This window comes from Streptomyces vilmorinianum, from assembly GCF_005517195.1.
Classification (GTDB): domain Bacteria; phylum Actinomycetota; class Actinomycetes; order Streptomycetales; family Streptomycetaceae; genus Streptomyces; species Streptomyces vilmorinianum.
Genome location: NZ_CP040244.1, coordinates 7,058,366 through 7,080,830 on the forward strand (window position 1 = coordinate 7,058,366; position 22,465 = coordinate 7,080,830).

Here is a 22,465-nt window from a genome sequence, read left to right on the forward strand (position 1 = left end):
CCCACGAGAGGAACCCCATGACCACGAACCAGCCCTCCACGAACCAGCCCTCCACGACCCTGCGCGACGTGATCGGCCTCGACAACCGGCCGCCCAGGCTGAGCGACTCCGCCCTGATCATGATCGACTTCCAGAACACCTACCGCACCGGCGTCATGGCCCTGGAAGGTGCCGAGGAAGCCCTCGCCGCCGCCGCCCGCCTCCTGCAGCGCGCCCGCGCCGCCGGCACCCCCGTGATCCACATCGTCAACGACGGCGGCGAGAACACCCCGTACGACATCCGCGCCCACATCGGCGCCATCAGCGACGAGGTCGCCCCGGCGGGCGGCGAGCCGGTGGTGGTCAAGCGCGTCCCCAACGCCTTCCACGCCACCGACCTGGAGAAGACCCTGACCACCCTGGGCATCGAAACCGGCAGCGGCAAGGACCTCGTACTGGCGGGCTTCATGACGCACATGTGCGTCAACCACACCGCCCAGGGAGCCTTCAACCTCGGATATCGCCCCACGGTCGTCGCCGAGACCACGGCGACCCGCACCCTCACGGCCCCCGACGGCACACTCCTGCCCGCCGCCGCCCTCCAGACCGCCGCACTGACCGCCGTCACGGACCTGTTCGGCACGGTCGTCCCCACCGTCGACGCCCTCCCCGCCTGAATCGAATAAATCGCTTGAGGCTTCGCGGAAGGGTTCCTAAGGTGTGGAGCACACGCTGAAAGGAGGTGATCCGAAAAAATGGTTTCTTTTCGGACTCGTGAGGTGACTGCGGGCTAACGGCCTGCCGTCGCACTCTGTGCACCTCGGCAGGTCATCTGCCGAAACCCAAGCAGTCACCCGACCCGTGGGCCGCCGGTAAGTCCGGCCGGCTCTCGTCCGAACTCGAGCGGACGGGACCAAGGCCCACGGGTCGTCTGCGTTTCCGGTGTGACGCAGGGCACAGGGAACGTCTCCCCTCTCCCGCTCCTCCTCTGGGTGTCGGATGTCGTGACGGAGGGGGGAAGCCATGGTGGGGATCAGTGCCGCCCGGGTCGGTGCCGTACTGCTCGCCGTGCTCGCGCTCGTGCATGTGTACTGGGCCGCGGGCGCGACCCGGCCCGCCGGCGGCGAGCGGGGGCTCTCGCTTGCCGTGCTCGGGAGTGTCGTGTCCTTCGGGCCGACCGTCACGCTGCCGCTCGCCGTTGACCAGCAGGGCGAGGAAGACGACCGCGGCTCGCGGCGGCGCTACGGCTGCCGACCTTCCGCGCCGGGCAGGCGCTGCGGCTCAAGCGCGCGGTCCTCGTCGTGGACCGGGAGCGGGCCGTACGGCATGAGCAGTTCCCGGTCACGGACATCCCGCACGCCGTCGAGACGGCGCTCGCGCAGGGACGCGCGCCCTCGCAGTGAGACACGCGGAGACACGCACCCTCAGGGCGAGGCGGCACCGGTCTCAGGGTGAGAGGCGCTCCACCCGCCAGTCGTCGCCGTCCCCCATCCGTACGTACCGCAGCCGGTCGTGCAGCCGGTTCTCGTGGCCCTGCCAGAACTCCACCGTCTCCGGCACGATCCGGAAGCCGCCCCACTCCGGCGGCACCGGCACCTGCTCGTCGTCCGGGTAGCGCGCGGCCAGCTCCTCGTAGCGGGTGAGGAGCTCGTCGCGGGACTCGATCACCGTGGACTGGTGGCTCGCCCACGCGCCCAGCTGGGAGCCGTGGGGGCGGGTGCGGAAGTACGCCACGGTCTCGTCGCGGCCGGTGCGGGCCGCGCGGCCGGTGACGATGACCTGGCGGGCCAGCGGGTGCCAGGGGAAGAGCAGCGAGATGTACGGATTGGCCGCCAGTTCGCCGCCCTTGCGGGAGCCGTAGTTGGTGTAGAAGACGAAGCCGGCCTCGTCGAAGTGCTTGAGCAGCACCGTGCGGGAGGACGGGCGGCCGTCGGGGGTCGCGGTCGAGACGACCATCGCGTTCGGCTCGTGGATCGCCGGGTTCGTGGCGGCGTCCTTGAACCAGCGCGTGAACTGTTCGATCGGTTCGGGGGCGAGGTCGGCCACGGTCAGCTCCGTGGTGCGGTACTGCTCGCGCATGTCGGCGGGATCGAGAGCGTCAGTCACAGGGGCCATCCTGCCGCAGAGGCGCAGTCTGCCCGGCATCGCGTGCCGCTAATCCTTCCTCGCCGGATCGGCGGAGTGTGCCGGATGTCACGCTTCCCCGCATCATCGGAACCGTACAGACTCTTCCGCTGGATGACTGTTACTTCCCGACCAACACGGATGATTGATCATCGATAGAGGAGCCGCCTGATGTCCGACTTCGTACCCGGACTCGAGGGAGTCGTCGCGTTCGAAACGGAGATCGCCGAACCCGACAAGGAGGGCGGCGCTCTTCGGTACCGCGGCGTCGACATCGAGGATCTGGTCGGTCACGTCTCGTTCGGCAACGTGTGGGGCCTGCTGGTCGACGGGGCGTTCGCCCCCGGTCTGCCGCCGGCCGAGCCGTTCCCGATCCCGGTGCACTCCGGCGACATCCGCGTCGACGTCCAGTCCGCGCTCGCCATGCTCGCCCCCGTCTGGGGCCTCAAACCGCTTCTCGACATCGACGCCGAGCAGGCCCGCGACGACCTCGCCCGGGCCGCCGTCATGGCGCTGTCGTACGTCGCCCAGTCGGCGCGCGGTCAGGGCCTGCCGATGGTGCCGCAGAGCGAGATCGACAAGGCGCAGTCGGTCGTCGAGCGGTTCATGATCCGCTGGCGCGGCGAGCCGGACCCGAAGCACGTCAAGGCCGTCGACGCGTACTGGACCTCGGCCGCCGAGCACGGCATGAACGCCTCGACGTTCACCGCGCGCGTCATCGCCTCGACGGGCGCGGACGTGGCCGCGGCCCTGTCCGGCGCCGTCGGTGCCATGTCCGGGCCGCTGCACGGCGGCGCCCCGTCCCGCGTCCTCGGCATGATCGAGGAGATCGAGCGGACCGGCGACGCCACGGCGTACGTCAAGCAGGCGCTCGACAAGGGCGAGCGGCTGATGGGCTTCGGCCACCGCGTCTACCGCGCCGAGGACCCGCGCGCCCGCGTTCTGCGCCGTACGGCCAAGGAGCTCGCCGCGCCGCGCTTCGAGGTCGCGGAGGCGCTGGAGAAGGCGGCTCTGGAGGAGCTGCACAACCGGCGTCCGGACCGTGTGCTCGCGACGAACGTCGAGTTCTGGGCGGCGATCGTCCTCGACTTCGCCGAGGTACCGGCGCACATGTTCACGTCGATGTTCACCTGCGCCCGTACGGCGGGCTGGTCGGCGCACATCCTGGAGCAGAAGCGCACGGGGCGCCTGGTGCGGCCGTCGGCGCGCTACACCGGCCCGGCGCGGCGCAACCCGCAGGAGATCGCGGGCTACGCCGACCTGGCCGACTTCGCGGGCTGAGCCCGGCGGCCGGGTTCTAGCCGGCGGTGGTGAGCTGCCGCTCCTCCGCGAGGAGCAGGTCCGCGTGGTGGCGGGCCGCGACCAGCGGGTGGGCGCGCAGCTTGCCCTTGAGTTCGTTGCGGCCGTACTCGGCGAACAGCGGGTTCGCCGGGTCGGCCGAGTGTCGAACCGCGGGTTTTGACTTCCGCTCCCCATTCCCTACCGGGTGGGGATTCCTACCGCGGTCAGCCGACCGTCTCGGTGGGTTCCTGCTTCACCGCGCTGTGCCGGTACGGATACCGGTCTTACCTGCGCTCCACAGGCTGACACCGCCAGTCCGGCGGCCTTGGCGACGTTGACGGCCGCGTTGATGTCCCGGTCGAGGACGGCCCCGCAGCACCCGCACGTCCACACGCGGACGTGGAGGGGCTTGGGACCATCCTTCACACCGCAGGCCGAGCAGACCCCCGCGAGGTCGGCTCAAAGCGTCCAACGCGGTGGAAGGTCCGACCGTACTTCGCGGCCTTGTACTCCAGCATCGCGACGAACGCCGCCGATCCGGCGTCGTACACGGACCTCGCGAGGCGCGTCCGGCCGAGTCCCTTCACCCCAGGTCCTCCACCGCGACCGCTTGGTTCTCGCGGATCAGCTTGGTGGAGAGCTGGTGGTGGAACTCGCGCCGCGCGTCGGACACCCGCGCGTGAGCGCGGGCTGCCTTGACCCTGGCCTTGTCCCAAATCTTCGACCCCTTCGCCTTGCGGCTCAGAGCCCGTTGCGTGCGTTTGAGCTTCTTCTCCGCCCGGCGAAGAAAACGCGGAGCGTCGACATTCGTGCCGTCCGACAGGACGGCGAAGTGCCCCAGCCCGAGGTCGATGCCGACCACGGAATCCGTGTCGGGCGGTGTCTCGGGTTCGGTCTCCACCACGAAGGAGGCGAAGTACCGACCAGCGGCATCCTTGACCACCGTCAACGACGGTGGCACCGAAGGCAGAGACCGGGACCATTCACCCGCACCTTGCCAACCTTCGGCAACGACAGGTCTCCACGGGAAGTGATCTTCCAACCGGCGTTCGCGGTGAAGCGCACAGACCCGGCTGTCCTTCCGGCTCTTCAGTCGAGGCGCCCCCATTCGCGGGCGCTTGCCTTTCAAGCCGTCGAAGAAATTCCGATACGCCGCATCCAGATCCCGCAGGGACTGCTGCAGGACGACCGCAGAGACTTCGCTCAGCCAGACCCTGGCGGGCGTCTTCCTCGCCTCCGTGATCAGCAGCTTCGACAGCTCAGCGGACTTCGGGAAAGACTCGCCCGCAGCACGGGCGGTCTCACGAGCGCGAAGCGCGTCATTGTAGACCACCCGCGCACACCCGAATGCCCGTGCCAGCGCAGCAGGTTGAGGACCGTTCGGGTACAGGCGAAAGCTGCACCGAAGCTGCATGACGATCACCGTAGTACGGTCCGATCACCACCACGCACAAGAACATTCGCGCGAGGGACTACCGCGCTGATACAGGTGGAGCCCATACGTCGGAAAGCAGGTAACACCCGCTTCCGACAAGATGTCCGTGTCACCGATGCGGGCGAACCCGTTCTTCGTGAGGACTCTGCCCGAGGCGGGGTTCTCAGGGTGATGCTTGGCCTCAACGGACTCCAGACCTGGCAGGGTGCAGGAAAAGGCGAGCAGGTTGGCGACTGCCTTGGTGGCGTAGCCGTGGCCCCAGGCGTCTTCCCGGAGGATGTAGCTGATGGTGGCCATGGTCGCGGACCTTGGTCGCAGACCCACACATCCGATCAGCTCGCCCGCGACGACGACTCCCCATGTCCACAGGTCTCGTGGCGTCGCTTCGGCGGCGGCGAGGATGGCGCGGATCTTGTCCTCCGCCTGGTCCGCCGTGAGGGACTTGCCGGAGGTGAAGCGGACCGAGGCGCCGCTGTAGACGCGGCAGAGAGCTGGGGCGTCGTCCGGGACCAGCGGGCGCAAGGTGATCACGGGTGGGCCTCCGTCGTGAGGGCAGACACGAGTTCGGCGGCGGTGGGCCGCGTGTCCGGCTCCGGGGCCAGGCAGGCGTTGATCGCTTCCTCGAAGGCGGGGAACGGCCACGGCCGCGCCTCGGCGAGGCGGAGCGTACGGGCCTGAGCGATCGCGTGGAGTTTGTCGGCACGAGGGGTGTCGTCCTCGTACCCGACGGGTCGCTGTCCGGTCCAGCACCAGAACAGGGAGGCGCCCAGGCCCCAGATGTCGGCTGGGGGCCGGGCGTGGATGTGGGTGTCGTCTGCCGTGGACAGGATCGTGTCGGCGATCTCGGGGGCCGTGGTGTGGGTGAGTGCTCCTCGGTAGGGCACCTGCGGGTCGTTGCCGGGGCCGCAGGCAAGGGCGTAGTCGATGATGTGCACGGTGCCCGCGTCCACGAGGGTGTTGGTGGGCTGTACGTCGGCGTGTGCCCAACCGGCGGCGTGCATGTCGACGAGGCACTGGGCCCAGGTCCGGGCGACGCCGAGGAGCCACGGACGGACCGAGGGACGGTCTCCCTCCGGGCCACGAGCCAGGGCCAGCGAACGCCACAGGGGTACCCCGTCGACCCAGCGCACCGCGAGCCACCGGCCGCCCTTCCATGGGCCTGCGTCGATCCGATACGAGCTGTCGATCGCGCCGGCGTTCACGAGGCGGACGAGGTTGCCGTTCTCCTGCTCCAGCTCGACGGCCTTGTCCCGCGCACGGGCGGCGTCGGGGACGTTGGCCTTGAGCGCCAGATCAAGGCCGTCACCCCTCAGCTTCCAGGCCCGCGAGCCGCGCCGGTCGCTCAGGAGGCGGGCCGTGAGGGGCACGCCGAACCGCTCGGTGAGGAGGTCGACGGCCTCGTCGGGAGGAGGAGTTGTTGGGCCCATGCCCGGACTTCCTTCCAGTCGTAAGGTACGTGCTCGAACACATCGCGACCGTCGTCCTGGGCCACAGCGAGCGCGGCGGCCAAGTCCGGGGTGGCTTGCAGAAACCGTGGATCGCGTCGGCGGACCGCTGCCCGCACGGCGATGAACGAGAAAGGAGCGGCCGGGATTCGCTCTCCTATCTGGCTGATCTCCTCATCGCCTTCATAGAACTTGCCGAACATGACACCGACCGGCCCGTACAGGTTCTTGAGCGCCCAATGCGGCCACGTCATCAGTTCGCGATGTCGTGCCCCGGTAACGTCACCCAGGAGCACGATGTTCTCGCACACGAGGGCGCCGTGGGGGCGGCCGGCAAGGGGTCGTATCCATTCGGCTGCCTGCGTCCCGGCGTGGAACAGCTCCGCCTCCACCGCCTCGGCGTCGCCGTCCGCCCGGTAGACCGTCCAGCCGGTGAGTTCGCGCTCGACGGACGGGGCAAGGTAGGGGCAGTGGGCTGCCATCTGCTGGATGTAGTCGGTCACGTCCACGGACTTCGGTTCGCCGGTGCGGGGCTCGACGAGGCGGAGCGCCCCAGCGGTCGGCCGGGACGCTCCGTCGATACGCATGACGGTCACGTGGTGCCCGGCACGACGTCGTCTCCGTCCCCGGTGGTGGGGCCGCAGTCCCACTCCGCCACGACCGTTCCGGTCTCCTTGTAGCGGGCGAACGCGGCCTCGTCGAGGACGCCCTTGTCGTCGGTGAACCAGATCTCAGGCAGCGGCCCGTACGCCTCCTCGTACGCGGCCACCCAGCCGATCGGACCGGTGCCGCTCATCTCGCGGTGGCCCAGGACGGCCCCGGCGTTGTCGGTGCAGAACGCCGCGTACTCGGGGGAGCCGAGCATCCGGTGCCACTCGGCATCGACGGCCCGCGAGAACATCTCGGGGGCGTTCTCGCCGTTCTCGAACCGCTGGCCAGCGATGACCAGGAAGCGGCCGAGCTCACGGCGCTCGGCGGTGATGGTGGTGGTCATGGGGTGGTACTCCTCTCGACGGTGTTTCGAGTGCTGCCTGGTTGATGCATCCGCTCCGGGCCGTTGATCCGGCGTGCGGGGCGGAAGTCCTCGGGTTACGTGACGAGCTGGATGTTGTCGGCCGCCGTGGTCCACTCGACGTTGCTCGTGGCCCTGATGTACGCGACACGAACGACGCGGCCATTGGTCTTCTCATGGACCACGGCGGTCAGCTCCCCCTCACCCCTGCTCGCGACATCGCGCACCTTCTTGTGCAGCCACGGGTGGACGTCCTCATGAAAGAAGGAGCTGGCGCTGCTCTGTTCGGGCTCCTCGGCGTCCTGCTCGCCCTCGCCGATCCGTTCCAGGAACTTCTCGAAGCCGGATTCGGCTCGGGCCATCAGGGCGGCGCTTGGCGCACCGTACGGCTGCGGCTCGTCGCTGGTGCTGGTGTCCGGCGCACAGCGAGGGAAGAGCGTGGTCATCGGCTTCTCCTCGGCGGGGTTGGTGCAGCAGGCCGTAGTGCGACGGACGGGACGCGTTGCGGCCCGCTGCTTCGGGGAGCCACCCGGAGGGGCGTTCAGCATCCGAGTGGCGTGTGACCAGTCAACCGCCATGTGCGTTTGGACAGATGGGCCAGGAGGCATGGCCATTCCGGTGACATGGCCAGGAAATATGGCCAGGCTGGTTTCCGGGCGCCGGGCACGGCCGAGGGGCGGCGATGATGAGTAGGCACGAGGACCGAGTCGAGACCGTCGGCCCACTTCTGCGACGGTTGCGTCGCGCAAGCGGGCGGACGCAGGAGGAGCTGGCGGCGCACCTGTCCGCACGGCGGGGTTACCCGCTGGAGCAGGCGATGGTGTCGAGGTGGGAGAACGAGGATCGGCTTCCCGACCCGGTGTCACGCAAGCTGCTGTCGGCCGAGTTCGGCGTGCCGGAGGAGACGCTGAGACGCGCGGTTGTACTTGCCCGGCGTCTTCGCCGCCAGCGGCACGACGCCCTCCGGAACGAGCAGGAGTCGGATGTGGACCGCCGCGAATTCATCGCCGCTTCGGCGGGCGTCGGCATCGCCGTCATACAGCCCGCTTCGCTGCTCTCTTCAGGGCGGAGGCTCGGGTCCGACGTGCCACGGCAGTTGAGCGCGCGCACGGCCCGGCTGCGGCGCCTTGACGACTTCGTCGGTGGCGGCGACACCCTTCACATGTACGTCGACGAGTTGTCGGTCACGACCAGGCTCGCCGGCGAGGGCGTCTATACCGAGCAGACAGGCAGGGCGCTGCGCGGGATCATCGCCGAGCAGGCTCAGCTCGCCGGGTGGGCTGCGTACGACGCCGGCCAGTACGAGGAGGCCCGCCGCCACTACATGACCGCGCTGGCGGCCTCCAAGGCAGCGGAGGACCCGGCCTTGGAAGGCAACTCCCTCGCGTTCCTTGCCTACCTTGAGTGGACTGTGGGCGGCGGTGCAGGCATTGCGTACGCGACAGCAGGGTTGGAGGTGATCGGTCGCGCCGGCTTCGCTCCGGCCGTGCGGGCGCTGCTGGCGGACCGGCTTGCCTGGCAGCACGCCACGTCGGGCCACGAGCGCGAAGCGGACTACGCGCTCAAGCTCGCGGAGGAAGCGATCAACGAGCACTCCGACCACCCCACGCCGGACTGGGCGTACTGGGTCGACCACGACGAAATCGCGATCATGACGGGACGCTGCTGGGCGGAGCTGCACCGGCCGCTCCGGGCCATCCCGGCGCTGGAAGACGCGCTGAGCCGGTACGACGACACTCGGGCCCGGGACAAGGCTCTGTATTTGTCGTGGCTGGCTTCGGCGTACCTGGACGCGGGAGAGGTCGAACAGGCAGCGGCGATCACCGGTCGGGTTCTGGACCTCTCTCAAGGGCTGGCGTCGACTCGTCCGGCGGGGCGGGCGCGGCTGATCATGAAGCGGCTGGGGGCCCACAGGACCCTCGCCCCCGTGAGCGCGCTGCTGGAGCGCGCAGAGGTCTAGCGGGTGGCCCTGGTGACCCACTCCAGGTACTCGGCCCGCCCCGAATCGACTCCCAGGGCGATGACCTCGGGTGAGTCGTAAGGATGCTTGGCCACCAGGCACTCCTCCAGGGCCGCACGGCGGTCGGCGGTCGTACGGAACGTCACCTGCCACTCCGTGCCCTCACAAACCTCACCGAGATGCCGATACGTCGTCTCAATGGGTCCGGTCACCTGGCCTGAAGCCGCCAGATTCGCCTCCACTGCCGAGCGAGAAAGCTTGCGGGCGGCGTCCTGGGAATCCACCGTCGTCATCACGATCAAGAAATCGGTCATGAGGAAAACGTAACGCCGGATCGCGCCGTGCACCGCCGTCTCCGAAACGACCGAACGACGACTATGCGGGTACTGCGGGCCGATTCTCCGCGAGGAGCAGGTCCGCGTGGTGGCGGGCCGCGACCAGCGGGTGGGCGCGCAGCTTGCCCTTGAGTTCGTTGCGGCCGTACTCGGCGAACAGCGGGTTCGCCGGGTCGGCCGTGACCCCGGGCGCCGTGGAGGCGTACGGGAAGGGCAGCGGGGCGATCCGGGCGTCGAGCCGTGGGTTGTAGAAGAACGGGACGGAGAAGCGTTCCGTCGCTCCGGGCGGGGAGACCACCCGGTGGTTGGTGGCGAGGAGATAGCCGTTGGTCGCCACTTCGAGGAGCTCGCCGAGGTTGACGACGAACGCGCCCGGCAGCGGCGGTACGTCGTGGAAGAGGCCGTCCTCGCGCTCGACCTGGAGGCCGCCGACCTGGTCCTGCAGGAGCAGGGTCAGGAAGCCGTAGTCCTTGTGGGCGCCGACGCCCTGGTCGGCGCCGTCGCCGGCGCTGCCCGGGTAGCGCACCAGTTTGAGGTGCGGGTGGGCCCGGTCGCCGAAGATGTCGTCGTAGAAGCCGGCGGGCGCGCCGATCGAGGCGAGCAGCTCGTGCAGCAGCCGCTCGGCGACCCCGCTGAGCCGCTCGATCCAGTTCAGGGCGGCCAGACGCAGCTCGGGGAGGGCGGCGGGCCACTGGTTGGGGCCCTGGAGCCACCAGTACGGGGCCTCGCCGGGGCCGGGGACGCGCGCGGGGCGCTCGGCGCCGATGTCGAGCTGGTCGCGCCAGTCGCGGGAGCCGCCGGTGCGCTCGTCGCCGATGCGGGTGTAGCCACGGAAGTGCGGCGAGTTGATGTTGTCGAGGGCGAGCCGGTCGGCCTCGGGAAGCGCGAAGAAGGCCCGCATGGCGGAGGTGAGCGCGTCGGTCTCGGCCTGGCTCACTCCGTGCCCGACGAGCTGGAAGAAGCCGACGTCGTGGGCGGCGCTGTGGAGCTGCGCGTGGAGGAGACGCCGGGCCTGGGGGCCGCGGTCGGCGGCGGAGAGGTCGACGATCGGAAGCTGGGATGCGTACGAGGAGCTGTGCGTCATGGTGTGCGTCCGCGGGGTGTCCGTACGGGCCCCTGGCCTGCGGGTTCTCCGCGTGTGGCCTGGGGGGGTGGGGTGGGCGTCTGGGTCAGGGGTGACGCGGACAGCCCATGCTCGCGACGCGGAGGAAGTCCACGTGGCGGCGGCGTACGAGCGAAAGCATGCGACCAGCGTACTGCGGGGCGCGCGGTACGTATGTGGCGCCGGTCACGCCCCCGGGCAGTGTGGGCGGCGGCGCTCAGCCGAGGGCCTCGTCCAGGAGCTTCGACCACTGGGCCACGACCCGTTCGCGGCGCGCCGCGTCGTCGGTCAGGAGGGTGGCAAGGCCCAGGCCGCGGGCCATGTCGAGCAGGCCCTGGACCGTCTCCCGTACGCCGGGGACGGACTCGTCCGCGGCGAGGAGCTCCACCGCGATGCGGTGGGACTCGCGGCCGACGCGGGCCTCCAGTTCGGTGACCCGGGCGTGGAGCTGGGGCTCGTGGGCCGCGGCCACCCAGAGGTGGAGAGCCGCGCGGAAGAGCGGGCCGGTGAAGAGGTCGACCAGGGCCGCGACGGCCTCGTGGCGGTCGCGGGCCGGGAGGGTGCGCAGGGCCTGGGAGCGTTCCTCGGCGACGTACTCGACGGCCGCCGTGAACAGGTCCTCCCGGGTCGGGAAGTGGTGCTGGGCGGCTCCGCGCGAGACGCCGGCGCGCTCGGCCACCGCGGAGACGGTGGAGCCCGCCCAGCCGTGTTCGGCCAGGCAGGCCACCGCCGCCTCCAGGAGCCGCTGCCGGGTGGCGCGGCTCCTGTCCTGCTTCGGGCCCTGCTTCGGGCCCTGCTTGGGGCCGGTCACAACCGCCATTCGGGGTCCCGTCGTTCGAGGAAGGCCGTCATCCCCTCGCGCGCCTCGGCGGAGGCGAACAGGGAGGCCGACCTCTGCACCAGGTCCTCCGCGTCACACTCGAAGGTCTCCAGGACTTTAGCCGTGAGCAGGCGCTTCGACTCGGCCAGGCCCTGCGGGGAGGCCCGGCGCAGGCCGTCGAGGATGCCGGGAAGGGCCTCCTCCTCGGCCGTCACCAGGCCCATCCGTACCGCCTCCGCCACGCCGAAGCCCTCCCCCGTCAGGTAGTGGCGGGCCGCCGCCCGTGGCTCCAGCCTGGGCAGCAGCGTCAGCGAGATGACGGCGGGCGCGACCCCGATCCGTACCTCCGTCAGCGCGAAGTCCGACGCGTCCGAGGCCACCACGATGTCGCACGCCCCCAGCAGCCCGAGGCCGCCCGCCCGCACATGGCCCCGCACGACGCCCACGACCGGCTTCGGCAGCTCCACGATCCGCCGGAGCAGGTCCACGAAGGCGTACGGGCTCGGCGGCGCCTTCAGGTCGGCGCCCGCGCAGAACGTCGAGCCGGTGTGCGTGAGGACCACCGCCCGTACCGCCGGGTCCTGCCCGCACTCCGTGAGCGCCTCCGCCAGCTCGGCGACCAGGGCCGCCGAGAGGGCGTTGCGGGTCTCCGGGGAGTCCAGCGTCAGAGTGGCGATGCCACGGTCCAGCTTCATTCGCGATCCCTCAGTTCTCGGCGCAGAATCTTCCCCGACGCTGCCCGCGGCACCCCGTCGACGAACTCCACCCGCCGGATCTTCTTGTACGGGGAGACCCGTTCGGCCACGTACGCCATGACGTCCTCGCCGCTCAGGTCCGCCGCGCTCGCCTGCCGGACGACGTACGCCTTCGGTATCTCGTTGCCGGCCTCGTCCGTCACCCCGATCACCGCGGCGTCCGCGATCCCCTCGTGGGTGAGCAGCAGGGCTTCGAGCTCGGCCGGGGCGACCTGGAAGCCCTTGTACTTGATGAGTTCCTTGACCCGGTCGACGACGAAGAGCCAGCCGCCCTCGTCGACCCGCCCGATGTCGCCGGTGTGCACCCAGCCGTCGGCGTCGATCATGGCGGCGGTGGCGTCCGGGCGGCCCAGATAGCCCTTCATGACCTGCGGGCCGCGGATGGCGACCTCGCCCTCCGCGCCCGGCTCGGCGTCGCGCGCCGGGTCGTCGAGGGACAGGATCCGCATCTCGGTGGACGGGAGCAGCTTGCCGACGGCTCCGGGCGGCGGGTTGACGGCGTCGAGGGGGACGACGTGCGTGCCCGGGGACAGCTCGGTCATCCCGTACGCCTGGCGGACCGGCGGCAGCTTGAGCCGGGCCGAGCACGCCTCGGCGAGGGAGGCGTCGAGCGGGGCGGCGGCGCTGACGATGTACTCCAGGCAGGAGAGGTCGTAGTCGGCGACGGCCGGGTGCTTGGCGAGCGCGAGGACGATCGGCGGGGCCACGTACAGGCCGTTGATGCGGTGCTTCTCGATCGCCGCGAGGAACTGGTCGAGCTCGAAGCGGGGCAGGACGACGACGGTGGCGCCCTGGCGGAGGGGCGCGTTCATGAGGGCGGTGAGCCCGTAGATGTGGAAGAAGGGCAGCACGGCGAGGATCCGGTCGCCCGGGCCCATGGGGATGAAGGGCTCCAGCTGCGCGAGGTTGGTGGCGATCGAGGTGTGGGTGAGCATCACGCCCTTGGGGATGCCCGTGGTGCCGGAGGAGTACGGGAGGGCCGCCACGTCCTCGTCGGGGTCGAACTCCACGGCCGGTGCGGGGGCGGTGGACGCCAGGAAGGACTGGAGCGAGCGGACGTCCTCCCCCTCGGGGGCCTGGTCGCAGAGGAATATCTCCTCGATGCCGCCCGCGAGTTCGGCCGCCGCCCGGGCCGCCGGGAGCAGCGGTGAGACGGTGACGATCCAGCGGGCGGCGGAGTCCCGGAGCTGCTTCGCGAACTCCTCGGGCGTGGCCAGGGGGTGGACGGTGGTGACGGAGGCCCCGGCGCGGGTGGCGGCGTAGAAGGCGATCGGGAACAGCACGGTGTTGGGGCTGTGCAGGGCGAGCACGTCGCCCTTGCGGACCCCGGCCTCGGCGAGCCCGGCGGCGACGAGCCGGTGGAAGGCGTCGACCTGCGCGTACGTGAGGGACAGTGCACCGGCCCCGTCGATCAGGGCGGGGGTGTCGCCGTACTCGGCGGCCCGTCCGAGGACCGCGTCGTGGATGGGGAGGGAGACGGTCGGGACGGGCTCGTACTCGCTGTGGAACACCATGCGTGGCCCCCTGGAGAGGTGGAAGGTGGCGCCAGGATCGCGTGTGTCAGTACGACTTGGGGAGACCCAGGGACTGGTGCGATACGTAGTTCAGGATCATTTCCCGGCTCACGGGCGCGATCCGGGCCACGCGGGAGGCGGTGATGAGCCGCGCGAGGCCGAACTCGCGGGTGAGGCCGTTGCCGCCGAGGGTGTGGACGGACTGGTCGACGGCCTTCACGCAGGCCTCCCCGGCGGCGTACTTCGCCATGTTGGCGGCCTCGCCCGCGCCGATGTCGTCACCGGCGTCGTAGAGGTGGGCGGCCTTCCGCATCATCAGCCGGGCGAGCTCCAGCTCGATGTGGGCCTGGGCGAGGGGGTGGGCGATGGCCTGGTGGGCGCCGATCGGGGACTTCCAGACCTGGCGCTCCTTGGCGTACGAGACGGCCTTGTCGAGGGCGTAGCGGCCCATGCCGATCGCGAACGCGGCGGTCATGATCCGCTCGGGGTTGAGCCCCGCGAAGAGCTGGAGGAGACCGGCGTCCTCGTCGCCGACGAGGGCGTCGGCGGGGAGGTGGACGTCGTCGAGGGTGAGCTCGAACTGCTTCTCGTGGGCGTCGAGTTCCATGTCGATCCGGCGGCGGCCGAAGCCGGGCGCGTCCCTGGGGACGATGAAGAGGCAGGGCTTGAGGCTGCCGGTGCGGGCGTCGGAGGTGCGGCCCACGATGAGGGTGGCGTCGGCGATGTCGACGCCGGAGACGAAGACCTTGCGGCCGTTGAGGACCCAGCCCTCCTCGGTCTTCGTGGCCGTGGTGGTGATCCGGTGGGAGTTGGAACCGGCGTCGGGCTCGGTGATGCCGAAGGCCATGGTGCGGGTGCCGTCGGCGAGGCCGGGCAGCCAGGCGCGCTTCTGGTCCTCCGTGCCGAAGCGGGCGATGACGGTGCCGCAGATGGCGGGCGAGACGACCATCATGAGGAGCGGGGCCCCGGCCGCGCCCGCCTCCTCCAGGACGATGGAGAGTTCGGCCATGCCGCCGCCCCCGCCGCCGTACTCCTCGGGAAGGTTCACGCCCAGGTAGCCGAGCTTGCCGGCCTCGGCCCACAGGGCGGCCCGGTCGAAGCCGGGGCCGTGACGGTGGCCGAGGGCGGAGACGGCGGCGCGGAGGGCGGTGTGCTCGGCGGATTCGATGACGCTCATGCGGACTGTTCCTCCTGTACGACGGCGAGCAGGGCACCGACCTCGACCTGGCGGCCGGGGGCGGCGTGGAGCGCGGTGAGCGTGCCGGAGGCGGGGGCGACGACGCGGTGTTCCATCTTCATGGCCTCCAGCCAGAGGAGCGGCTGCCCGGCGGTGACGCGCGCGCCGGCCTCGACGCCTTCCGCGAGGCGGACGACGGTGCCGGGCATGGGCGCGAGCAGCGAGCCGGGCGCGGTCTGCGCCCGGGGGTCGGGGAAGCGGGGGCGGGCGGTGAGCCGGTGGGGGCCGATGTGGACGGTGTCGTCGCCGCCGTGGCGGGCGACGTCGAAGTGCCGTACGACACCGTCGACTTCGAGCCGCACGCGGTCGGGTGCGGCGCTCACGACACGGACGCCGTCGGGGGCGGTGACGGTGTAGCCGTCGCGGGTGGGCCGGTAGCGGACCTCGTGGTCCCCGTACGCCTTGGTCTGGTCCTGCGACGGCAGATTCCGCCACGCCCCGCCGAACCGCCCCCGGCGCCCCTCGGCCTCCGCGAGCGCGGCGGCGACGGCGGCGTACTCCTCCCCGTCGGGCGACTTCGTCAGCGCGTCGAGGTTCCGCTCGTAGAAGCCGGTGTCGAGCCGGTCCTCGTCCTGGAAGTCGGGATGCCGCAGCGACGCGACGAGCAGCGCCCGGTTGGTGACGGGCCCGTGGACGGTGGCCCGCTCAAGGACATGGGCGAGCTTCCGCACGGCTGCGGCCCGGCTGGGCGCGTGGACGACGACCTTGGCGAGCATGGCGTCGTAGTGGACGCCGATGACGTCCCCGGAGGCGTACCCGCTGTCGACGCGCAGGCGCGGGGCGCCGGCAGCGGCGGGGCTGCCGCTGTGCGGACGACTCCCGCCGAGACCGTAGGCCTGGCCCGCGCCACGCGCCGCGCCGCCGCCCACGGCCCGCTCGCCCGCGGCTCGCTCGCCCGCGCGAGGCTGCGGGCCGTAGGGGGGCTGGGGGACCCCGTCCCCCAGAGGCACGGGCGGGTGGGTGGGGAACTCCAGGGCGTGCAGGACGCCCGTCTGTGGGGTCCAGGACGCGGTCGGGTCCTCCGCGTAGAGGCGGGCCTCGATCGCGTGGCCGTGGGGCGCGGGGGGTTCCGGCGGCAGGGCGCGGCCCTCGGCCACCGCGAGTTGGAGGGCCACCAGGTCGACCCCGTAGACCTCCTCCGTCACCGGGTGTTCGACCTGGAGGCGGGTGTTCATCTCCAGGAAGTGGGCCCGGCCGTCCGCGACCAGGAACTCGACCGTTCCCGCGCCCGTATAGCCGACCGCCTTCGCCGCCCGGACGGCCATGTCCACGAGCGCGGACTCCAGCTCCTCCGGCAGGCCCGGCGCCGGGGCCTCCTCGACGACCTTCTGGTGGCGGCGCTGGAGCGAGCAGTCGCGGGTGCCGAGCGCCCACACCGTGCCGTGCGCGTCCGCCAGGATCTGGACCTCCACATGGCGGCCGTTCTCCACGTACGGCTCGACGAACACCTCGCCGTCCCCGAACGCGCCCAGCGCCTCCGCCGACGCCGCCTCGAGCGCGTCCGCCAGGGACCCGAGGTCGCGGACGATCCGCATGCCCCGGCCGCCCCCGCCCGCCGCCGCCTTCACCAGGACCGGCAGGTCCGACTCCGTGACGTCCACGAGCGGAGCCACGCCCAGGAGTTCCTTCGCCCGGGTCTTCGACGCCATCGACTCGATCGCCTCCGGCGGCGGGCCGATCCACACCAGACCCGCGTCGAGCACCGCCCGCGCGAACTCCGCGTTCTCCGACAGGAAGCCGTACCCCGGATGCACCGCGTCCGCGCCCGCCGCCAGCGCCGCCTTCACCACCAGATCGCCGCGCAGATACGTCTCCGCGGGCGTCGCCCCCGGCAGCCGTACCGCCGCGTCCGCCTCCCGTACGTGCAGGGCGCCGGCGTCCGCGTCCGAGTACACCGCGACCGTGTCGACGCCCAGCTCCCGGCACGTACGGAACACCCGGCAGGCGATCTCGCCCCGGTTCGCGACAAGAACAGAAGAGATCACGGGAGCCTCACATTCGGAAGACGCCGAAGCCGCCGCGCGCGCCCTCGACCGGTGCCGTGTGGATCGCGGACAGGCACAGTCCGAGGACCGTGCGGGTGTCGCGGGGGTCGATGACGCCGTCGTCGTACAGCCGTCCCGACAGGAACATCGGCAGCGATTCCGACTCGATCTGCGCCTCGACCATCGCGCGCAGACCCGCGTCCGCCTCCTCGTCGTACGGCTGCCCCTTGGCCGCCGCCGAAGCCCGCGCCACGATCGACAGGACGCCCGCCAGCTGCTGCGGGCCCATGACGGCCGACTTGGCGCTCGGCCAGGCGAAGAGGAAGCGGGGGTCGTAGGCCCGGCCGCACATGCCGTAGTGCCCGGCGCCGTACGACGCGCCCATGAGGACGGACAGATGGGGGACCCGGCTGTTCGACACCGCGTTGATCATCATCGCGCCGTGCTTGATGATCCCGCCCTGCTCGTACTCCCTGCCGACCATGTAGCCGGTTGTGTTGTGCAGGAAGACCAGCGGGACGTCGCGCTGGTTGGCGAGCTGGATGAACTGCGCCGCCTTCTGGGACTCCGCGGAGAACAGCACGCCCTGGGCGTTGGCGAGGATGCCCACCGGGTAGCCGTGGAGGGACGCCCACCCCGTCACCAGGCTCGGCCCGTACAGCGGCTTGAACTCGTCGAAGTCCGAGCCGTCCACGATCCGTGCGATCACCTCGCGCGGGTCGAACGGGGTCTTCAGGTCCCCCGGCACGATCCCGAGCAGCTCGTCCTCGTCGTACGTGGGCGCTTCGGCGACGGAGACCGGATCAGGCCGCGCCTTGCGGTGGTTGAGGCGGGCGACGATCCGCCGCGCCTGGCGCAGCGCGTCGGTCTCGTCGACGGCGTAGTGGTCGGCGAGACCGGAGACGCGGGCGTGCATCTCGGCGCCGCCGAGCGACTCGTCGTCGCTCTCCTCCCCCGTCGCCATCTTCACCAGCGGCGGCCCGCCGAGGAAGACCTTCGACCGCTCCTTGATCATCACGGTGTGGTCGGACATGCCGGGGACGTACGCGCCGCCGGCCGTGGAGTTGCCGAAGACGACGGCGAGGGTGGGGATGCCGGCGGCCGAGAGCCGGGTGAGATCGCGGAACAGCGCCCCGCCGGGGATGAAGATCTCCTTCTGGGACGGCAGATCGGCGCCGCCGGACTCGACGAGCGAGATGACGGGGAGCCGGTTGGCGTACGCGATCTCGTTGGCGCGCAGAGCCTTCTTCAGCGTCCACGGATTCGAGGCGCCGCCGCGCACGGTCGGGTCGTTGGCGGTGATCAGGCACTCGACCCCCTCGACGACCCCGATGCCGGTGATGATCGAGGCGCCCACCGGGTAGTCGCTGCCCCAGGCGGCGAGCGGGGACAGCTCCAGGAAGGGCGTGTCGGGGTCGAGGAGCAGCTCGATCCGCTCGCGGGCGAGCAGCTTGCCGCGCCTGCGGTGCCGTTCGGTGTACTTCTCGCCGCCGCCCGCGAGCGCCTTGGCGTGTTCGGCGTCGAGGGCGGCGAGCTTGTCGAGCATGGCGGCGCGGTGGGCCGCGTAGTCGGGTCCGCCCGTGTCGAGGGCGGAGGCGAGGACGGTCACAGCAGTTCCTCCGGTACGTCGAGCTCGCGGGCGCGCAGCCACTCGCCGAGGGCCTTGGCCTGGGGGTCGAAGCGGGCCTGGGAGGCGACGCCTTCGCCCAGGAGCCCGGTGACGACGAAGTTCACCGCCCTCAGGTTCGGCAGGACGTGGCGTACGACGTCCAAGCCGGCGGTCTCCGGCAGGAGTTCGCGGAGCCGGTCCACGGTGAGGGTGTGGACGAGCCAGCGCCATTCCCGGTCCGTACGGACCCAGACGCCGATGTTCGCGTCGCCGCCCTTGTCGCCGCTGCGGGCCCCGGCGACCCGCCCGAGCGGGGCGCGCCGCACCGGGCCCTCGGGCAGCGGCTCGGGCAGCGGGGGTTCCGCGACCGGCTCCGGTTCCCGCGAGTGCGGCGGTACGTGTACGGGCGGCAGGGTGCGGCGCGTCCCGTCCGGGAGCACGGCCGTATGCGGGACGTCGGCGGCCGGTACGTACGCGGCCTCGAAGACGCCGTAGGGCGCGCCTTTGCCGGGTGGGGCGGTGACGTGGAAGCCGGGGTAGCTGGCGAGGGCGAGCTCGATCGCGGCGCCGGTCAGGGCGCGGCCGACGGGCTCGGGGGCGGGGTCGCGGACGACGAGCCGGAGCAGCGCGCTCGCGGTCTCCTCGGTGGCGGCGTCCGGGTGGTCGGTGCGGGCGAGTTCCCAGCGGACCTCGGCGGGACGCGATGTGGCGTGGGCGAACGCGTCCTCGATCTGGTCGCGTACGAGCCGCGCCTTCGCCTCGATGTCGAGGCCGGTGAGGACGAAGACGACCTCGTTGCGGAAGCCGCCCAGCCGGCCCCGGCCGACCTTGAGGGTGGGCGGCGGGGCCTCCCCGCGTACGCCGTCGATCCTGACCCGGTCCGGGCCGTCCTGGGTGAGCCGTACGGTGTCGAGCCGGGCGGTCACGTCGGGTCCCGCGTACCGCGCGCCCGACGTCTCGTACAGGAGCTGGGCGGTGACCGTGCCGAGGTCGACGACCCCGCCCGTGCCGGGGTGCTTGGTGATGACGGCCGTGCCGTCGGCGTGGAGTTCGGCGATCGGGAAGCCGGGGCGGCGCAGTGTGCGCGGGTCGTGGTCGCGGAAGAAGGCGTAGTTGCCGCCGGTGGCCTGGGTGCCGCACTCCAGGACGTGCCCGGCGACGACCGCGCCCGCCAGCTCGTCGTACGCGTCGGCCGGCCAGCCGAAATGCCACTGCGCGGGGCCGGTGACGAGGGCGGCGTCGGTGACCCGGCCGGTCACGACGACGTCGGCGCCTTCGGCGAGGCAGGCGGCGATGCCGGCGCCGCCGAGGTAGGCGTTCGCGGTGAGGACTCCGTCGCGGGGCGGGAGCCGGTCTCCCTCGACGTGACCGATCCGCACCGGGATCCCGAGCCTGTCCGCGAGTTCGCGCAGCGCGTCGGCGAGGCCGGCGGGGTTGAGGCCGCCGGCGTTGGTGACGATGCGGACGCCCCGCTCGTGGGCGAGGCCGAGTCCTTCCTCCATCTGGCGGAGGAAGGTCTTGGCGTATCCGGCGGACGGGTCCTTCAGCCGGTCCCGGCCGAGGATGAGCATGGTCAGCTCGGCGAGGTAGTCGCCGGTGAGGACGTCGAGTTCGCCTCCGGGTCCGCCGCCCGTCAGCATCTCGCGGACGGCGTCGAAGCGGTCGCCGTAGAAGCCGGAGGCGTTGCCGATGCGGAGGGTCATGCCTGCCCCTGGGCGGGGCGGCCGGTGCCGGCCGGCCCGGCGAAGGCCTGGGCGACGCTGAGCCAGTGCGTGGCGTCGGGGCCGTGGGCCCGCAGGGCGGTGTCGTCGCGGTGGACGCGCTGGGTGACGAGGAGGCAGAAGTCGAGCGCGGGCCCGGTGATCCTCTGGGCGGCGTCCTGGGGCCCGTACACCCACTCCTCGCCGTCGGGGGCGGTCAGTTCGACCCGGAAGGGTTCGGCGGGCGGGGTGAGGCCCCGTACGAGATAGGCGTAGTCGCGGGCCCGGATGCCGATCCAGGCCACGTGCCGCAGCCGGGCGGTCGGCTCGCGTACGGCTCCGAGGGCGTCGGCGATGTCCTGCCCGTGCGCCCAGGTCTCCATGAGCCGGGCGGTCCCCATGGAGGTGGCGCTCATGGGCGGCCCGTACCAGGGGAAACGTGCGCCGGGCGGGGCCGTGCGCAGGGCCATCTGCAGCCGCTCGCGCCCCACGCGCCACCGTCCGAGCAGCTCGCCGGGCGGCAGGGCCGCGCCCTCCTCGGCGCCGTCGTCGACGAAGCGCTCGGGGGCGGCGAGGGCCTTCTCGGCCTCGGCGGCGAAGCCCTCGGGGTCGGTGACGGCGAGCAGGGCCGCCCGGTCGGTCCAGGCGAGATGGGCGATCTGGTGCGCGATCGTCCAGCCGGGCGCGGGGGTGGGCGCGGCCCACTGTTCGTCGCCCAGCTCCCGTACGAGCCGGTCGACCTCCTCGCTCTCGCCGCGCAGGTCGTCGAGGACGACGGCAGGGTCGGACACGGTGCGCTCCCCTCGGCAGGGTGGGACACGGGCGTGTGCCGAGGAGCATGGCAGCGGGAGAGGAAACAATCAAGCACGCTTGCTTGATTAATGCGCGGCCTCTTCGTTCGGGACGGCGCGACGGGGGCGGGGCACCAACTCGCCGCCACAGTTGGGGCAGATGTCGTCCATCGCCTCGCCGCACGGCACGCAGAAGGTGCACTCGTACGTACAGATGCGGGCGGCGGCGTCGACGGGCAGGGTCGTGATCTCGCAGCGTTCGCACAGGGTGCGCATGTCCAGGGCCATGGCTCGATCCTGCCTGCGGGCGGGGCGGCGGAAAGCCCCCGCGCGGGCCGAAGATCGCCAGGATCGGGACAGGGCCTGATCCTCAGCCTTGCGGCGGGATCCTGCGCGTCTGGGTGCGGACGGCGCCCATGCTCGCCGCGATGACGAGGACGATCGCGAGCGCGTCGGTCATCGACAGGGCCTGGCTCAGGACGAGGAAGCCGGCGGTCGCGGCGATGGCCGGTTCGAGGCTCATGAGGACGGCGAAGGTGGGGGCGGGGAGGCGGCGCAGGGCGAGGAGTTCGAGGGTGTAGGGGAGGACGGAGGACATCAGCGCGACGGCGAGGCCGAGGCCGATCGTCGAGGGGACGAGGAGCGTGTCGCCCGCCTCCGCGATCCCGAGCGGCAGGCTGAGGACGGCGCCGAACGCCATCGCGAGCGCGAGGCCGTCCGCCTGCGGGAAGCGGCGGCCGGTGCGGGCACTGAAGACGATGTACGCGGCCCACATCGCGCCCGCGGCGAGGGCGAACGCGGCCCCGACGGGGTCGAGCCGGTCGAAGCCGCCGCCGCTGAGCAGGACGACGCCGCCGAGGGCGAGCCCGGCCCAGAGCAGGTTCGCCGGCCGGCGCGAGGCGATCACCGAGAGGATCAGCGGGCCGAGGACCTCCAGGGTCACGGCGGCGCCGAGCGGGATCCGGTCGGCGGCCTGGTAGAAGAGGATGTTCATGCCCGCCATGGCGGCGCCGAAGGCGAGGACGGTGCCCCAGTCGGCGCGGCCGTAGCCGCGAACCTTGGGGCGGCAGACGATCAGCAGGACGGCGGCGGCGAGGACGAGCCGCAGGGTGACGACGCCGAGGGCGCCGGCGCGGGGCATGAGCAGTACGGCGACGGCGGACCCGAACTGCACGGACAGCCCGCCGGCGACGACGAGGGCGACGGGCCCGAGGCGGGTGGACCTCGCGGGGACGCGGGGCACAGTGGCGGCCTCGGGCACAGTGGCGGCCTCGGGCACGGAGACGGCCTCGGGCACGGAGACGGCCTCGGGTACGGAGACGGCGGCGATGTCCTTGACCGGGGTGTCCACCGGCTCACTCCCCTTGCATGATCGATGGTC

Annotated in this window: 23 protein-coding genes and 1 pseudogene; 4 read left to right on the forward strand and 20 right to left on the reverse strand. The window is 71.7% G+C overall.

Annotated features, from left to right (window positions below; all coding sequences use genetic code 11):
* The first annotated feature begins 17 nt into the window (after window positions 1-17).
* Both FDM97_RS32830 and FDM97_RS32835 read left to right on the forward strand, forming a co-directional pair.
* The gene (locus tag FDM97_RS32830; protein ID WP_137994117.1) at window positions 18-656 is read left to right on the forward strand and encodes an isochorismatase family protein; all 639 of its coding nucleotides are present in this window, start codon (window positions 18-20) and stop codon (window positions 654-656) included.
* Between the two features lie 549 nt (window positions 657-1,205).
* Window positions 1,206-1,382 (forward strand): annotated as a pseudogene (locus FDM97_RS32835) (winged helix-turn-helix transcriptional regulator); the annotation flags it as partial.
* A gap of 43 nt (window positions 1,383-1,425) precedes the next feature.
* On the opposite strand, the gene pdxH reads toward FDM97_RS32835, so the two are convergent.
* Entirely contained in the window at window positions 1,426-2,058 is a 633-nt protein-coding gene (gene pdxH, locus FDM97_RS32840; RefSeq protein WP_137995169.1) for a pyridoxamine 5'-phosphate oxidase, read from the reverse strand.
* Window positions 2,059-2,274: 216 nt separating this feature from the next.
* Here pdxH and FDM97_RS32845 point away from each other — a divergent pair, with 216 nt between their 5' ends.
* Window positions 2,275-3,384, forward strand: coding sequence for a citrate synthase 2 (locus FDM97_RS32845; RefSeq protein ID WP_137994118.1), 1,110 nt, complete (start codon window positions 2,275-2,277; stop codon window positions 3,382-3,384).
* 198 nt (window positions 3,385-3,582) lie between these two features.
* Here FDM97_RS32845 and FDM97_RS36725 read toward each other — a convergent pair whose 3' ends face one another.
* From FDM97_RS36725 to FDM97_RS32875, 7 genes are all read right to left on the reverse strand, one after another.
* The gene (locus FDM97_RS36725; RefSeq protein WP_349775397.1) at window positions 3,583-3,810 is read right to left on the reverse strand and encodes a zinc ribbon domain-containing protein; all 228 of its coding nucleotides are present in this window, start codon (window positions 3,808-3,810) and stop codon (window positions 3,583-3,585) included.
* Between the two features lie 157 nt (window positions 3,811-3,967).
* Window positions 3,968-4,798 carry an RNA-guided endonuclease InsQ/TnpB family protein gene (locus FDM97_RS32850; RefSeq protein WP_254705993.1) on the reverse strand — a complete coding sequence of 277 codons (831 nt, stop codon included), beginning with the start codon at window positions 4,796-4,798 and terminating at the stop codon, window positions 3,968-3,970.
* A 24-nt stretch (window positions 4,799-4,822) separates the two neighbouring features.
* On the reverse strand, window positions 4,823-5,350 hold the full coding sequence (locus FDM97_RS32855) for a GNAT family N-acetyltransferase (RefSeq protein WP_137994119.1): 528 nt from the start codon (window positions 5,348-5,350) through the stop codon (window positions 4,823-4,825).
* Window positions 5,347-6,246 (reverse strand): protein kinase domain-containing protein, encoded by a 900-nt coding sequence (locus FDM97_RS32860; protein ID WP_137994120.1) that lies wholly within the window; start codon window positions 6,244-6,246, stop codon window positions 5,347-5,349. Before FDM97_RS32860 ends, FDM97_RS32855 begins: the two co-directional genes overlap by 4 nt.
* A complete protein-coding gene (locus tag FDM97_RS32865) occupies window positions 6,162-6,851 on the reverse strand; it encodes a DUF6875 domain-containing protein (RefSeq protein ID WP_137994121.1) in 690 nt (229 codons plus the stop codon). Before FDM97_RS32865 ends, FDM97_RS32860 begins: the two co-directional genes overlap by 85 nt.
* 5 nt (window positions 6,852-6,856) lie before the next feature.
* On the reverse strand, window positions 6,857-7,258 hold the full coding sequence (locus tag FDM97_RS32870; protein WP_137994122.1) for a hypothetical protein: 402 nt from the start codon (window positions 7,256-7,258) through the stop codon (window positions 6,857-6,859).
* Window positions 7,259-7,353: 95 nt separating this feature from the next.
* Window positions 7,354-7,722: a hypothetical protein gene (locus FDM97_RS32875; RefSeq protein ID WP_137994123.1), complete on the reverse strand. Its 369-nt coding sequence runs from the start codon at window positions 7,720-7,722 to the stop codon at window positions 7,354-7,356.
* Window positions 7,723-8,093: 371 nt separating this feature from the next.
* Between FDM97_RS32875 and FDM97_RS32880 the strand changes: the two genes are divergently transcribed.
* Complete coding sequence (locus FDM97_RS32880) at window positions 8,094-9,236, forward strand: tetratricopeptide repeat protein (protein ID WP_137994124.1); 1,143 nt, start codon at window positions 8,094-8,096, stop codon at window positions 9,234-9,236.
* Here FDM97_RS32880 and cutA read toward each other — a convergent pair.
* From cutA to FDM97_RS32940, 12 genes are all read right to left on the reverse strand, one after another.
* Window positions 9,233-9,550 (reverse strand): divalent-cation tolerance protein CutA, encoded by a 318-nt coding sequence (gene cutA, locus FDM97_RS32885; protein ID WP_137994125.1) that lies wholly within the window; start codon window positions 9,548-9,550, stop codon window positions 9,233-9,235. The genes FDM97_RS32880 and cutA overlap by 4 nt on opposite strands.
* A gap of 61 nt (window positions 9,551-9,611) precedes the next feature.
* On the reverse strand, window positions 9,612-10,655 hold the full coding sequence (locus tag FDM97_RS32890; RefSeq protein WP_137994126.1) for an isopenicillin N synthase family dioxygenase: 1,044 nt from the start codon (window positions 10,653-10,655) through the stop codon (window positions 9,612-9,614).
* Window positions 10,656-10,890: 235 nt separating this feature from the next.
* Window positions 10,891-11,493: a TetR/AcrR family transcriptional regulator gene (locus FDM97_RS32895; RefSeq protein ID WP_137994127.1), complete on the reverse strand. Its 603-nt coding sequence runs from the start codon at window positions 11,491-11,493 to the stop codon at window positions 10,891-10,893.
* Window positions 11,481-12,188 (reverse strand): enoyl-CoA hydratase family protein, encoded by a 708-nt coding sequence (locus FDM97_RS32900; protein WP_137994128.1) that lies wholly within the window; start codon window positions 12,186-12,188, stop codon window positions 11,481-11,483. The genes FDM97_RS32895 and FDM97_RS32900 overlap by 13 nt, the downstream gene beginning before the upstream one ends.
* Complete coding sequence (locus FDM97_RS32905) at window positions 12,185-13,762, reverse strand: 4-coumarate--CoA ligase family protein (protein WP_137994129.1); 1,578 nt, start codon at window positions 13,760-13,762, stop codon at window positions 12,185-12,187. The genes FDM97_RS32900 and FDM97_RS32905 overlap by 4 nt, the downstream gene beginning before the upstream one ends.
* A gap of 46 nt (window positions 13,763-13,808) precedes the next feature.
* A complete protein-coding gene (locus FDM97_RS32910; protein WP_137994130.1) occupies window positions 13,809-14,939 on the reverse strand; it encodes an acyl-CoA dehydrogenase family protein in 1,131 nt (376 codons plus the stop codon).
* Window positions 14,936-16,984: an acetyl/propionyl/methylcrotonyl-CoA carboxylase subunit alpha gene (locus FDM97_RS32915; RefSeq protein WP_137994131.1), complete on the reverse strand. Its 2,049-nt coding sequence runs from the start codon at window positions 16,982-16,984 to the stop codon at window positions 14,936-14,938. The genes FDM97_RS32910 and FDM97_RS32915 overlap by 4 nt, the downstream gene beginning before the upstream one ends.
* Window positions 16,985-16,991: 7 nt before the next feature.
* Window positions 16,992-18,593: an acyl-CoA carboxylase subunit beta gene (locus FDM97_RS32920; protein ID WP_137994132.1), complete on the reverse strand. Its 1,602-nt coding sequence runs from the start codon at window positions 18,591-18,593 to the stop codon at window positions 16,992-16,994.
* Window positions 18,590-20,296 (reverse strand): acyclic terpene utilization AtuA family protein, encoded by a 1,707-nt coding sequence (locus FDM97_RS32925; protein ID WP_137994133.1) that lies wholly within the window; start codon window positions 20,294-20,296, stop codon window positions 18,590-18,592. The genes FDM97_RS32920 and FDM97_RS32925 overlap by 4 nt, the downstream gene beginning before the upstream one ends.
* A complete protein-coding gene (locus FDM97_RS32930) occupies window positions 20,293-21,084 on the reverse strand; it encodes a TIGR03084 family metal-binding protein (RefSeq protein WP_137994134.1) in 792 nt (263 codons plus the stop codon). Before FDM97_RS32930 ends, FDM97_RS32925 begins: the two co-directional genes overlap by 4 nt.
* Window positions 21,085-21,171: 87 nt before the next feature.
* Complete coding sequence (locus FDM97_RS32935; RefSeq protein WP_137994135.1) at window positions 21,172-21,372, reverse strand: DUF1272 domain-containing protein; 201 nt, start codon at window positions 21,370-21,372, stop codon at window positions 21,172-21,174.
* 82 nt (window positions 21,373-21,454) lie between these two features.
* Window positions 21,455-22,345 (reverse strand): EamA family transporter, encoded by an 891-nt coding sequence (locus FDM97_RS32940; RefSeq protein ID WP_254705994.1) that lies wholly within the window; start codon window positions 22,343-22,345, stop codon window positions 21,455-21,457.
* Window positions 22,346-22,465 lie beyond the last annotated feature (120 nt).